The 12725-nt window shown below is 72.4% G+C and carries 13 protein-coding genes; 4 read left to right on the forward strand and 9 right to left on the reverse strand.

What is annotated here, in order from left to right:
* Positions 1 to 93: 93 nt before the first annotated feature.
* Positions 94 to 1752 (reverse strand): helix-turn-helix domain-containing protein, encoded by a 1659-nt coding sequence (locus tag BLV96_RS45390; protein WP_086675832.1) that lies wholly within the window; start codon positions 1750 to 1752, stop codon positions 94 to 96.
* Positions 1753 to 1896: 144 nt separating this feature from the next.
* Here BLV96_RS45390 and BLV96_RS45395 point away from each other — a divergent pair, with 144 nt between their 5' ends.
* Entirely contained in the window at positions 1897 to 3273 is a 1377-nt protein-coding gene (locus BLV96_RS45395; protein WP_086675833.1) for an MFS transporter, read from the forward strand.
* A 55-nt stretch (positions 3274 to 3328) separates the two neighbouring features.
* Positions 3329 to 4909 (forward strand): tannase/feruloyl esterase family alpha/beta hydrolase, encoded by a 1581-nt coding sequence (locus tag BLV96_RS45400; RefSeq protein ID WP_425266225.1) that lies wholly within the window; start codon positions 3329 to 3331, stop codon positions 4907 to 4909.
* On the opposite strand, the gene BLV96_RS45405 is transcribed toward BLV96_RS45400, so the two are convergent.
* The 4 genes from BLV96_RS45405 to BLV96_RS45420 form a co-directional block, all read right to left on the reverse strand.
* Entirely contained in the window at positions 4891 to 5625 is a 735-nt protein-coding gene (locus BLV96_RS45405) for an FAD:protein FMN transferase (RefSeq protein ID WP_208608508.1), read from the reverse strand. The two genes, BLV96_RS45400 and BLV96_RS45405, sit on opposite strands and share 19 nt — an antisense overlap.
* Positions 5622 to 6047, reverse strand: coding sequence for an FMN-binding protein (locus BLV96_RS45410; protein WP_086675834.1), 426 nt, complete (start codon positions 6045 to 6047; stop codon positions 5622 to 5624). Before BLV96_RS45410 ends, BLV96_RS45405 begins: the two co-directional genes overlap by 4 nt.
* 15 nt (positions 6048 to 6062) lie before the next feature.
* Positions 6063 to 7433, reverse strand: coding sequence for a ferredoxin reductase family protein (locus tag BLV96_RS45415; protein WP_086675903.1), 1371 nt, complete (start codon positions 7431 to 7433; stop codon positions 6063 to 6065).
* Between the two features lie 97 nt (positions 7434 to 7530).
* Positions 7531 to 8469 (reverse strand): SDR family NAD(P)-dependent oxidoreductase, encoded by a 939-nt coding sequence (locus BLV96_RS45420; protein WP_086675835.1) that lies wholly within the window; start codon positions 8467 to 8469, stop codon positions 7531 to 7533.
* Between the two features lie 54 nt (positions 8470 to 8523).
* Between BLV96_RS45420 and BLV96_RS45425 the strand changes: the two genes are divergently transcribed.
* Positions 8524 to 9078: a TetR/AcrR family transcriptional regulator gene (locus tag BLV96_RS45425; RefSeq protein ID WP_086675836.1), complete on the forward strand. Its 555-nt coding sequence runs from the start codon at positions 8524 to 8526 to the stop codon at positions 9076 to 9078.
* Here the strand turns inward: BLV96_RS45425 and BLV96_RS45430 are convergent.
* Together BLV96_RS45430 and BLV96_RS45435 are read right to left on the reverse strand one after the other, a co-directional pair.
* The gene (locus BLV96_RS45430) at positions 9066 to 10151 is read right to left on the reverse strand and encodes a spore photoproduct lyase family protein (protein WP_244180959.1); all 1086 of its coding nucleotides are present in this window, start codon (positions 10149 to 10151) and stop codon (positions 9066 to 9068) included. The two genes, BLV96_RS45425 and BLV96_RS45430, sit on opposite strands and share 13 nt — an antisense overlap.
* 6 nt (positions 10152 to 10157) lie before the next feature.
* On the reverse strand, positions 10158 to 10607 hold the full coding sequence (locus BLV96_RS45435; RefSeq protein ID WP_086675837.1) for an ATP-binding protein: 450 nt from the start codon (positions 10605 to 10607) through the stop codon (positions 10158 to 10160).
* A 105-nt stretch (positions 10608 to 10712) separates the two neighbouring features.
* On the opposite strand from BLV96_RS45435, the gene BLV96_RS45440 reads away from it, so the two are divergent.
* On the forward strand, positions 10713 to 11558 hold the full coding sequence (locus tag BLV96_RS45440) for a MerR family transcriptional regulator (RefSeq protein WP_086675838.1): 846 nt from the start codon (positions 10713 to 10715) through the stop codon (positions 11556 to 11558).
* Here the strand turns inward: BLV96_RS45440 and BLV96_RS45445 are convergent.
* Both BLV96_RS45445 and BLV96_RS45450 read right to left on the reverse strand, forming a co-directional pair.
* Positions 11539 to 11940 carry a hypothetical protein gene (locus BLV96_RS45445; protein WP_086675839.1) on the reverse strand — a complete coding sequence of 134 codons (402 nt, stop codon included), beginning with the start codon at positions 11938 to 11940 and terminating at the stop codon, positions 11539 to 11541. The genes BLV96_RS45440 and BLV96_RS45445 overlap by 20 nt on opposite strands.
* The coding region (locus BLV96_RS45450; protein WP_482746381.1) for a cytochrome b family protein at positions 11937 to 12725 on the reverse strand (789 nt) is incomplete at its 5' end. The genes BLV96_RS45450 and BLV96_RS45445, both read right to left, overlap by 4 nt.

Below are 12725 nucleotides of genomic sequence, written 5' to 3' on the forward strand. Positions count from 1 at the left end.
CAGATCGTTGTGGTGTCGTCGGTCGAAGCCGAGGCGCTGCCCGCGCGGTCGAGCCGGTTGGGGGCGTGTTGGCGTGGCTGTGCGGCGGGTCGCCTAGGTGATGGTCGCGCGGAGGCGGTGCAGGCGCAGGCCCAGCTGTAGCTCCAGATCGTTGCCCTGCCGCCAGTCGAAGCCGAGGACGCTGCCCGCGCGGTCCAGCCGCTTGAGCAGCGTGTTGACGTGGACGTGCAGCGCCCGCGCCGTCGCCGCCACGTTCGCGCGGTGGTCGTAGTACGCGCCCAAAGTCTCCACGAGTTCGGTGCCGCGCTGCTCGTCGTACTCCAGCAACGCGCCGAGCGAGCCGGCGAGGAAGCGGTCGAGCTCGCCGGCCCGCTCGGCGTCGAACACCATGGCGTACAACGCATACTGGCTCGTCGACGCGCCCGTGTCGGTGTGGCCGAGTGCCCGCAGCACCGCGCCGCAGCGGCCGGCCAACGAGAACGCGCGGGACCAGTCGTGCCCCGCCGCCCGCTCGCCGACGACCAGGACCGGCCCGCCGAGCGTGCGCCGGAGTCTGCTGTGGACCTCCGGCACCGTGGTGTCGTCGCCCGGCAGCAGCATCGTGGCCCGGCCCAGGTGTTCGCCGGCCAGCCCGTGGCAGTCGCGGGCGATGTCGTGCAGGTGACGGGCCAGGTCGGTCGGCGCCACCGCGGGGGAGTCCGCCACCACGACCAGTTCCAGGCGGTCGGCGTCGATGCCGCGCGCGCGGGCGCGGGTGCGCTGGGCCGCGCTGATCCCCGGGCTGCCGACCATCAGCTCGGTCAGCAGCTCGCCGCTCACCCGTTCGCCGGCCTCCGCCACGGCCCGCTCCTTGAGGATGAGCAGCCCGAGGATGTGCGTCGCCCGCTCCAGCGTGCGCAGGTCCGTGTCGTCGGGAACGCCGTCCCGGCGCCACACCAGCGCGCCCAGGTAGCTGTCGCCCGCCTGGATCGCCGCCACGCTCAGGCCGGCGGCCACCGTGCAGCGGCCCGAGCGCCGGGCGTCTTCGACGGCGTCGGCCAGCTCGATTTCGCCCGCCCGGTCGAGCAGCGTGACGCTGCCGCCGAGCTGCTCGGCGAGCAGCTGCGCGACGTCGTCCGGGGTGCCGCCGGCCAGCACGACCCCGGTCAGGGCCTCGTGGATCGCTTGCGCCCGTTCGATCTTCCGGTACGCGCCTTGCAGTTCCTGCAACGCGGTCCGGCTCGCTTCGTAGAGCCGGGCGTTGTCGAGGGCGACCGCGGCGTGGTCGGCGAACGCGTTCAGCAACGCGATTTCGTCGGCCTGGAACGACCTTTCGGAGCGGTACGCGGCGAACAGCGCACCCACCGCCTCGCCCCGGATGACCAGCGGCACCCCGAGCAGCGCCACCAGGTCTTCGGTCCCGACCAGCCGGTCGAAGTCCGGATCGTGCTGGATGAGCGTCGAGGACGCGTAGTCGCGGACCCAGTGCGGGCTCCGCGAAGCCAGCACCTTGCCCCCGAGGCCCACCGTCGCCGGGATGGCCGCCGCGAGGAACTCGGCGGAGATCGTGCCGTCGGACGCGCGGGCCGACAGCCGGCCGTCCGCGCCGACCAGCGAGAGGTACGTGAAGTCCGTGCCGATCAGGTCGTGGGCGTGGTGGACGATCGACTGCAGGACCTCGTCCAGCCCGCCGAGCGCGGTGAGGGACTTGACGGTCGCGTACAACGACGCCAGCTCACGCTGCCGGCGCGCGAGCGAACCCGGCTCGGTCACCGCACCCTCCTGTTCGCGCTCGGGTGGACGAAAGGCCCACCGACCCGCCGTGAGGAGTGGGTGGTCCACACCTCATCGCGAGCGTAACGGCGTCCTAGCATCACCGCCATCACCAGGCTGCGCTCAACGACGAAGGCGGCATCCATGACCATTCCGCGCACTGAGCCCGAAGGGCAGTCCGGCGTGTCCCCGACCCGGCGCCGGGCCTTCCGCAAGCTGCTGGCCGCCGGGCTCGTCGGCAGCTCGATCGAGTGGTACGACTTCTTCCTCTACGGCACCGCGGCCGCGCTGGTGTTCCCCAAGGTGTTCTTCCCGCATTCCTCGGCGCTGACGGGGACTTTGCTCGCCTTCAGCACGTTCTGGGCGGGGTTCGTGGCGCGGCCGGTCGGCGGGGTGCTCGCCGGTCACCTCGGCGACAAGTACGGGCGCAAGCCGGTCGTCGTCGCCTGCCTGGCGGTGATGGGTGCCGCGACCTTCCTGATCGGCTGCCTGCCGACCGCGGCCGCCGTCGGTTCGCTGGCCCCGACGCTGCTGGTCATCCTGCGTTTCGTCCAGGGTCTCGCGACCGGCGGCCAGTGGGGCGGCATCATCCTGCTGCTCACCGAATCCGCCGGGCCGAAACGACGGGGCTTCGCCGGAACCTTCGGCCAGACCAGCGTTCCCGTCGCCGTGATCATCTCCAACCTCATCTTCGTCGCCGCCAGCGGCCTGATGCCGGACGCCGCGTTCCTGTCCTGGGGCTGGCGGATCCCGTTCCTGCTCAGCGTCTTCATGTTCGGAGTCGTCCTCTACATTCAGGCCAAGGTCGAGGACACGCCCGAATTCCTCGAGCTGCAGAAGGAGGCGGCGAAGTCCGACGACGAGGTGGTGGTCCGGGCGCCGCTCGCGCAGGTCCTGCGCAGCAAGTGGGGGACGATCCTGCTCGGCTGCGGGCTCCTGTCGGCCACCAACAGCCTGTTCTACGTCAGCATTTCCGGGCTCTTGAGCTACGGCACCGGATCGCTCGGGCTCAAGCGCGACTCCCTGCTGGCCGTCGTGCTGCTCGCCTCCGCGGCGATGCTCGCGACCATCCCGTGGTCGGGCCACCTCTCGGACAAGATCGGCCGCCGCCCGCTGATCCTCGTCGGCGGCCTCGGCGTCGCCGCCTGGGGCTTCCCGTACTTCGGGCTCGTCGGTACCGCGTCCCTGCCGCTGATCTTCGTCGCGGTGGCGGTCGGGTTCGTCTTCCAGTGCCTCACCTACGGCCCGATCGCGAGCTTCCTCGGCGAGCTGTTCGCCCCGGCCGTGCGGTACTCGGGCGCGTCGCTGGCCTACCAGCTTTCGGCGATCATCGTCAGCGGCGGGACGCCGTTCCTCATGACGGCGCTCATCGCGAAGACCGGCAGCACGTGGCCGGTCGCCGCCTACATCACGCTGATGGGGCTGATCACCTTCGCCAGCGCGTGGTTCCTGCCCGAGACGAACCCCGCTCCGGTCCGGGAAGACCCGGAAGCCGTGCCGGGCGCGCACCTCTACCGCTGAACCCCCGACTTCACGGAAGGAGACCGGAGTGCGGAAGTTCTCCCTGTTCGCCGCGGTGCTGGTGGCCGGCGCGTCGACGATCGCCGGCGCCGGCCCCGCCACCGCCGCGACCGCGTGTACTGACCTGGACCAGGCGGCGATCCCGGCGTCGGCGATGAGCCTGCCGACCACCGGCGGCCGGGTGACGTCGGCGGCGGTCGCGACGGGCCCCGCCGGCGAGTACTGCCGGGTCGACGCCGACCTCTTCCCGGTGGACCGGACGGCGCCGTCGATCAAGCTGCGGGTCGCGCTGCCGCGGGACTGGAACCGCAAGGCGCTGATGTTCGGCGGTGGCGGCTACAACGGCACGATCCCCGACGTCGCGTCGAACGTGCCGTTCGGCCCGGCCGACCGGCCGGTGCCGCTGGCCCGGGGCTACGCGACCTTCGCGAGCGACTCGGGGCACCAGCAGAACCCGGCGTCGCCGCCGTCGCTGGACGGCTCGTTCGGCGCGAACGACGAGGCCCTGGTCAACTTCGCGGCCGGGGACGCGCTGAAGAAGACGCGGGACGCGAGCCTGTTCCTGATCCGGCGCGCCTACGGGACGTCACCCGCCGAGACGTTCTTCGCGGGCGGGTCGACCGGCGGCCGTGAAGCCCTGAACGTCGCACAGCGGTGGCCGACCGCGTTCGACGGTGTCATTTCCGCCTTCCCCGCTTGGAACAACATGGCCGAGATCCTGGATCTCGGCTACCTGACGCAGGTTCTCTCGCAGCCGGGTGCTTTTCCGGGGCCGGAGAAGCAGAAGCTGCTGTACACCAGCGTAGTCAACGCGTGTGACGGGCTGGACGGCATCCGGGACCAGGTCGTCTCGAATCCCGGTGCGTGCCACTTCGATCCGCGCGTGCTGCGGTGTCCCGGTGGGACGGATGCCGGTCCGGCGTGTCTGTCGGACGCGCAGATCGGTGCGGTGAAGGCGATGTCGTCGCCGTTCCGGTGGCCGTACCGGATCGCCAGCGGGGAGACGCAGTACCCGGGTTTCCCGTTCCTGTCGGGCGCGGATATGAGCACGCCGTTCCTCGGTTTCGGGACGACGGCGCCGGCGAATCCGATGCCGGTCACGAGCGGCTACGGGATGCAGTACTGGGACCAGTGGGTGAAGTACTTCCTGACGCGGGATCCGCAGTACCGATCGCTCGACGTCGATCCCCGGCACCCCGGGAAGTGGCTCGCCCGGATCAGCGAGCTGTCGAAGATCGAGGACCGCAACAACGCCGACCTCCGCCCGTTCGCCCGGGCGGGCGGCAAGCTGATCCTGCTGCACGGCGCGGCGGACGAGCTGGTCTCGCCGTACTCGACGAGCGACTACTACGAGCGGGTGCGGTCAGTGGTGGGGCCGCGGGCGACGGACGGTTTCCTGCGGTACTACGTGGTGCCGGGCGCGAACCACGCCAACTTCGGCACCCCGGCGTTCGCCGCCGCCTGGGATTCCCTCACGGCGCTCGAGCGCTGGGTCGACAATGGACAGTCGCCGGTCAACCCGGTCGTGACGGACTTGGCCCACGCCCGGACCCGGCCGCTGTGCGCGTACCCGGGGTGGCCGCGGTACCGCGCGGGGGACCCGGACAGCGCGTCGAGCTACGCCTGCACGCGCTGACCGGCGATCCACCGCGGCTCACCCGCGCCGACGACGTACACCCGGTGGTCCCGCAGTCCCGCGGCCCAGGTGAAGACCTGGTCGCCCATGGCGAAGGCCGCGGTGGCGTACGCGTCGGCGCGAGTGAGCGACGGGCCCGTGACCGTGACCGCCGCCAGGCCGGTGGCCGGGGCGGCGGTCACCGGGTCGATGATGTGCGCCCCGCGTTCGGACGTGCCCGACGTCGCCACCGCGAAGTCCCGGCCGGTGACGACCGTGAGGATCCGCCGGGGGTTCGCCGGGTCGCTGATGCCGATCCGCCACGGCTTCCCGGGCGCGGACTCCCCGGCCAGCCGGACGTCACCGCCGCCGTTGACCGCGTGGTTCGCGCTGCCGCGCTCGCGCAGCAGCGCGCTTGCCCGCTCGATCGCCCAGCCCTTCACCAAGCCTGTCGGGTCGGGGGTGCCGCGCCAATGGGCCGTGAAGTAGCCGCCGGTTTCGTCCTCGAACTCCTCGCACAGACGGAAAACCTCCGCGACGAGCGGGTCGGCGCCGGCGACCGTCAGCTCGCCGCGGCCGAGGCGGCTGATCTCGCTCTCGGGCCGGTACGTGCTGAACAGCGCGTCGACCCGGTGCAGCCACGCGACGACCTCCGCGATCGGGCCGGCCCAGTCGCCCGGGTCGCGGACGTCGATGCTGAACACCGTGCCCATGCAGTGCTCGACGTGGACGGTCACGAGATCCCGGCCTTGTCGAGCGCGCTCTGCAGTGATTTGACGTAACCGTCGGAGGTGTAGGTGGCGCCGGAAACCGTGTCGATGTCGGCGGACCCCGCTTGCGCGGCCTCCTCGTTGAGCTGCGGGATGGCGTAGGAGTTGATCTCCTGGTCCCGCGGGTTCTCGGTCGGGTATTCGACCGCGGTGACCGACGTGAGCTTGCCGTTCTCGACGGTGATCCGGACCTGGACGGGCCCGAACCGCGTGTCGGCGGAGTCCCCGTCGACCGTGCCGGACGACGTGCCCGGAGAAGTGCCCGCGGCCGCGCCGCTGACGGCGGCCGGCGGGGTCGCCGCGGCGGTGGTGCCGGGCTGGGTCTTGAAGGACAGCAGCAGCACCAGCCCGGTGATCGTGCCGGCGAAGGCGAAGATGACCCGTTTCATCGGGGAAAGCCTTTCTCAGAACTCGAAACTCTCGTGGTGGATCCGGGCGCGGGGGACCCGGGCGGCACGCAGTTCGGCGTGCACGGCGTCGGTCATGCCCGGCGGCCCGCAGAGGTAGACGTCGTGCTCGGCGACGTCCGGTACGTGCCGGCGCAGCAGGGTCAGCGGGTCGCCGCCGTGCTCGGCGCGGGTGCCGGTGAGGATCCACAGCCGCGCACCCCGGTCGGCGGTGAGCTGCTCGAGCTCCTCGCGGAACACGACGTCGGCTTCGTGGCTGGCGCGGTAGACGAGCGTGAGATCGCCCGGCCCGGCCGGCAGCGCCTGGAACAACGCCCGGATCGGGGTGATCCCGACCCCGCCGGCGACGAGCAGCACTTTCCGCCGGCGCCGCGCCGACGGTGTCATCGCCCCGTACGGCCCTTCGGCGACCACCCGGGTGCCCGGCTTCACCGCGGCAAGGGCGGCGCTGTGGTCGCCCAACGCCTTGACGGTGATCCGCAGCCGGCCAAGCTGCGGGGGAGCGGAGAGCGAGTACGGCGAGGACACCCACCACAGGTCCCGCGTCAGGAAGCGCCAGCGGAAGAACTGCCCGGCCTCGGCCCGCAGCTCGTCGAGGTGCGCCCCGGCGACGACGACGCTCACGACGCCGTCGGCTTCGGGACGCACGGATTCGACGCGCAGCCGGTGGCGCACCGCCTGCCGCACCGGCGTGACGAACCGGTACCAGAGAATCGCGGCCCCGACGACGGCGTACAGCGCCGACCAGGCGACGCGGGCGCCGAGGTTCGCCATGAACTCCGCACCGGTCGCGAACTGGTGGCTGAAGGCCAGCGCCATCGCGAGGTAGGTGTAGAAGTGCAGGAAGTACCAGGTTTCGTACCGCAGCCGGCGGCGCGCGGCGCGAGCCGAACTGATTCCGACGCCGACGAGCAGCAGCCCGGCGACGGTCGCGGCGAGCACGTCGGGGTAGCTCAGCAGCAGCGTCGTGGCCTGGCCGAGGAGCCCGGCGTGCGCGGAAACGGCGTAGCCCCAGGTGATCAGCAGCCCGTGCGCGACGACGAGCGAGACGACGTACCGGCCGCCCATCGCGTGCCAGCGGGCCAGCCGGTCGGCGCCGACGCCGCGTTCCAGGGGCGGGATCCGCGCCATCAGCGCGACGAGCGCGACGAACCCGTACCCGGCGAGCAGGCCGGTGATCCGCCCGGCGTTGGTCAGCCAGTCGCCGAGACCGTGCACCGACGGCGTGTCCGCCCACCACAGACCGAGCACGCCGAGCGCGCCGGCGGCGATCACCACGAGGACGGCACCGGGGTGCGCCCGCACCGGAACGGGCGCCGGGACCGGCGCCGCGAGCGGCCGGACGGGGACGGGGTGAACCGAGGTCATGCCCCCTTTGTCCGGCATGAACCTGTACCGCGCTTGGGCGGTTCCTGTGAGAAGTCTTTGACGCCGGGCGCGGGGTTTTCGGCCGGCCAGCAGCAGGTTAGCGCTCGGCAAACCCGGTCAGTTCGGCCGAAACCGTCCAGAGCCGCCGGGCGAGATCGGGGTCGAGGGCCCACGCTTTGACGCCGTGGGGGTGGTCGGCGAGATCGGCGTCGTCGGGGACGGTGTAGGCCTCCCGCGCGTCGTCGAGGTAGTGCCCGCCGGTTCGGGCGAACTCGGGGGCGACGGCCGCGACGATGGTCGTCGCGGCGCCCTGCCCGACGGTCTTGTACCGGAAGATCCCGGCCGCTTCGGCCGCGGCCAGGGACGCCTTCTGCGCGTCGGTGAAGTCGCGCTGGAGGCCGGTCGCGACCCCGCCGGGGTTCACGGCGTTCGCGAAGATCCCGTCGGCCGCCCAGCGGCGCGTCGCTTCGACGGCGAAGAGCGAGTTGGCCGTTTTCGACTGGGCGTAGGCGAGCTGGGGGTCGTACGGCCGCCGGGTGAAGTGCAGGTCGGTGAAGTCGACGCCGGCGCGCATGTGCGCGGTCGAGCTGAGCGCGACGATCCGCGCCTCGCCGCGGTCCGCCGCGCCCGCCGCGAGGGCGTCGCGCAGACCGGCGGCCAGGGTGAAGTGGCCGAGGTGGTTCGTCGCGAACTGCAGCTCCCACCCCTCCGGCGTGCGGGCCAGGCCGCCGGTGACGATGCCCGCGTTGGCGACGAGCAGGTGCAGCGGACCGGCCCAGGCCTCGGTGAAGCGCCGGACGGATGCCTGGTCGGCGAGGTCGAGCCGGGCGACCCGCGAAGCTTCCGCGACGGCGGCCGGGTTCCGGACGGCGTAGGTCACCTCGGCGCCGGCGGCGGCCAGCACGCGGGCCGTTTCGGCGCCGAGGCCGGAGGACGCGCCGGTCACGATCGCGCGGACCCCGGACAGGTCGACGCCGGCCAGCACCTCGGTCGCGGTACTGGTGGCGGTGAACGGCGTGGTGATCAGGGAGGACACGTCTTCGACTATACGGACTAGGCAGAAGTTGTAAAGTAAGTCTAGAGTGGCGGCATGGCTTCCGAACCAGCCGCCGACCGCCGTGACGCGGTGCTGGAGTCGGCGCTGCTGACGTTCGCCCGCCACGGCTACCGGAAGACGTCCATGGACGAGGTGGCCCGCGCGGCCCGGATCTCCCGGCCGGGCCTCTACTTCCTGTTCGAGTCCAAGGAGGCGCTGTTCCGGGCCGCGGTCACCCGCGCGCTGGAGGAGGACCTCGCCGCGGCCGAGCGGATCCTCGGCGACGCGCGAAAGCCGTTGCGGGAACGGGTTTCCGGTGCGTTCGACCGGTGGGCCGGCCGGTACGCCGGGCCGTTGAGCCGGGACGTGACGGGGGTGATCGAGCAGAACCCGGACCTGCTCGGCGCCATCGTCGAGACCGCCCCGGCGCGCTTCGAGGCGCTCGTGACCGACGCGATCGCCGAGGTGACCGGGCGGGCGACGGCGACCCGCGTGACGCAGACGTTGATCAGCGCGTCGGTCGGGTTGAAGCACCAGGTCGAGAGCCGCGAGGCCTACCTCGCCCGCTTCGCCACTGCGGTCGAGCTGCTGATTCCTCAGAAGGCGTAACGGATCCGGAGGTAGGGCGCCCGCTCGGCGACGAGGTCGAGCAGCTCGTCGAGGAGCAGCCGCTTCTGCCCGGCGCGGTAGCGGACGTTGATGCCGCCGCCTTCGCTGCGCTTGGTCTCCTGGAGGTCGGGCCGCCACAGCACCTGCTCGGCCTTCGGGTGCCAGCCGAGGTTGACCTCGTGCAGCGCGCGGTTGTGCGTCAGCATGATGACCTCGGCGGCGAGCTGTGCCTTGGTCGCCTCGGCGGTGGCGTCCCCGAGGTCGCTCAGCAGCTCCGCCCAGTCGTCGAGCCAGCCCGGGTAGACGACGACGGGGCTGAGGTTGACGTGCACCTCGTACCCGGCCTCGACGAAGTCGTCCAGGGCGCGCAGGCGTTCGGGGATCGGGCTGGTCCGCAGGTCCAGCAGCTTGGCCGCCCGCGCGGGCATCAGCGAGAACCGGACCCGGGTCCGGCCGCGCGGGGACAGGTCGAGCAGGCCGCGGTTGACGTACTTGGTGGCGAAGCTCGCCTTCGCGGTGGGTTGCGCGGCGAACAGCCCGATCAGGTCGGCGACGTTGTCGCTGACCAGGGCGTCGACCGAGCAGTCGGAGTTCTCGCCGATGTCGTAGACCCACGCGGCCGGGTCGCACTGGTTGGGCTCGGGCTTCGGGCCCTGGCGGGCGATGTGGCGGGCCAGGTAGCCGGTGATCCGGTCGATGTTGGCGAAGACCGTGATCGGGTTCGAGTAACCCTTGTGCCGCGGGACGTAGCAGTAGGCGCACGCCATCGCGCAGCCGTTGGCCGTCGACGGCGCGATGAAGTCGGCGGAACGCCCGTTCGGCCGCGCGGTCAGCGACTTCTTGACCCCCAGGACGAGGGCCTCGCGCTTGATGCGGACCCAGCGCCGGACGTTGGTCTCGTCACCGTGCAGCTCGGGGATCTGCCAGTGGCTCGCGACCTCGACGCGGGTGGCGTCCGGGAACCGGGCCAGCACCTGCTGCCCGCGGGGCAGTTCGGCGGCGGCGGGTTCGAAGTAGATGCGCGACGGCGACAGCATCCGGTCGCGCTCGACGTCGGCGGGGGTGGTGGTCACTGTGCGTCAGTTTACCGACCGCAGGAGGGCCCAGACGGTCTTCTCGGCGGCGTCGTGGCGGACACCCCAGTCGAGGGCGACGGTGGACACGACCGCCAGGCCGGTGCCGGACCCGCGGACGCCGTCGCGGATGGCCGCGAGCGTTTGCGTCCGGTGCGGAGCCGCGTCGGTGACTTCGAGGAGGAGCCCGGCGCGGTGGCGGGCGTACCGCAGCCGCACCGGTGCGCCGGTGTGGGTGTAGGCGTTGGTGACCAGCTCGTCGGCGACGAGCACCGCGTAGCCCAGCGCGGCCGTGGGACCCGTGCCGAACGCCAGCCGGTCGGCGAGCCGGCGGCGGATCACCGCGGGATCCGGCCGGGACCGGAGGTCGATGACGCCTTCGGCGACCTCGCCGACCCGCGCGCACACGCGGCCGACCTGGGTGGTCACCCACGGGTGGCCGGGTTCGGTGTCCATCGGCGCACCTCCGATGCGAATGCGATCCAGATGTGGGTTTCGGAGTGGCAGTACCCGGCCTGACCGGCTGTTCCGTGATTCAATACGCGTCCGGAAGGAGGCCGGATGAGCCGGAACACCGGACCGCGGCCGCTCAGCTCGAGCGAGGTGGCGCGGACGCTGGGGGTGTCGCAGGTGACGCTGCGCACCTGGGAGCAGCGGTACGGGATCGGGGCCGCGGAACGCGAGGCCAACGGGCGGCGGCGGTACACGGCCGAGGACGTCGAGCGGCTGCGCCGGATGCGGGCGCTGCAGGCCCAGGGGACCAGCGCGCGCGACGCCGCCCGGCTGGTGCTGGCGCGCTCGGCGGCCGAGGTGACCGCCGGGGAGCGCCGGCAGCGGCTGGCCGAGGCGGCCGAGTCGCTGGACCTGCCCACGATGGGCGGGCTGGTCGACGACGCGCTCGGCAGCCTGGGCGTGGCGAAGACCTGGACTGAGGTGATCGCGCCGGTGCTGCGCGCGATCGGCGAGCGGTGGGCCCAGCACGGCGACCGCGCGGCGATGGCCGCGGAGTGGGCGCTGGCGACGGCGGCGTCCGCGGCCCTGGACCGGTACCCGGCACCGGCGCGGGTGGGCCAGGCCCCGGTGCTGTTCGTGTGCGGACCGGCGGAACGCCACGAGCTGCCGGTCAAGGTGCTGAGCGCGGCGCTGAACGACGACGGCGCGCCGGCGTCGTTCCTGGGCGGGCTGGTTTCGCTGGACGTCCTGCGCGTGGTGGCCAACCGGTTCACGCCGGCGGGCGTGGTGGTGTGGTCGATGACGTCGCAGTCGGCGGACGTGCGGATCCTGCGCACCCTGCACGCCGACGGGGTGCCGGTGCGCCCGGCCGGCCCCGGGTGGCGGGGGCTGCCGATCGTGGGGGAGCCGGTGCCGGCGTCGTTCACGGCGGCCCTCACGGCTTTCTCCGGCTGACCGAGCTGATCGCGCGCGGTGCGGTCGTTCCGGTGGCGAACACCGCGAGCACGGCCAGCGGCCCGGCGATGTTCTCCAGAACCTGCACGGCGACCAGGCCCGGCTGCCCGGGGAAGTGCCCGGCGGCCGTCCACAGTGAACCGGCGAGCAGGAAGCACGCCAGCAGCGATCCGACGACCGTCGCCGGGCCGCGCAGCCGCCGGTCGTGACTGTCCACAATGGTCAGCAACAACGCGCCGTGGACGGTCAGCGCCACCCCGGCCGCCACGGCGGGTGACTCCAGGGGCAGCCAGCCGAAACTGGCCGTCGTGGCGAACGTGGACAGCAGCGCCGCGGCCGCCGCGCACCCGGCCGCCAGGCGGGTGGTGAGCGTGCAGGTCATCGCCGGCCCCGGTTCAGGGCCCGCGTCTCTGCGGGCGGGTCCGGCGTCAGCAGCGAGCCCGGGACGGCGTGCCCGCCGGAGCCCAGCTTGTTCATCTTCTTCGGCACCGGCGCGCCCTGGTAGTCGAGCGGAGCCGCGGCCAGGGGCTGGTGGATCTCGACGAACTCGCCGTGGGGCAGGCGCTTGATGATGCCCGTCTCGACGCCGTGCTCCAGGACCTCGCGGTCGGCGCGCTGCAGGCCGACGCACAGCCGGTAGGTGAGGAAGTGGGCCAGCGGCGGCCCGACGAGCAGCCCGATCCGGCCCGCCCACGTCATGGCGTTGAGCGAGACGTCGAACTGGACGGCGAGGATGTCGTTGAAGCTGGACAGGGTGAGCACGAGGAAGAACGTGATCGCCATCGCGCCGAGCGACGTGCGGACCGGGACGTCCCGCGGGCGCTGCAGCAGGTTGTGGTGCGCGGTGTCGCCGGTGAGCCGGCGTTCGATGACCGGGTAGCTCAGCAGGAGCGTCACGAGCACGGCGATGCCGATCGCGCCGGCGAAGAACACCGGGGGCACGGTGTGGTCGCCGAGGTAGACCTCCCACGGCGGCCACACGCGCAGCAGCCCGTCGGCCCACCCCATGTACCAGTCGGGCTGGGACCCGGCGGACACCTGGGAAGGGTTGTAGGGCCCGAAGTTCCACACCGGGTTGATCTGGAACAGCCCCGACATCAGCGCCAGCACCCCGATGACCAGGGTGAAGAACGCCCCGCCCTTCAACGCGAAGTACGGCATGATCCG

This window comes from Amycolatopsis pretoriensis (assembly GCF_900107925.1).
Taxonomy (GTDB): Bacteria; Actinomycetota; Actinomycetes; order Mycobacteriales; family Pseudonocardiaceae; genus Amycolatopsis; species Amycolatopsis pretoriensis.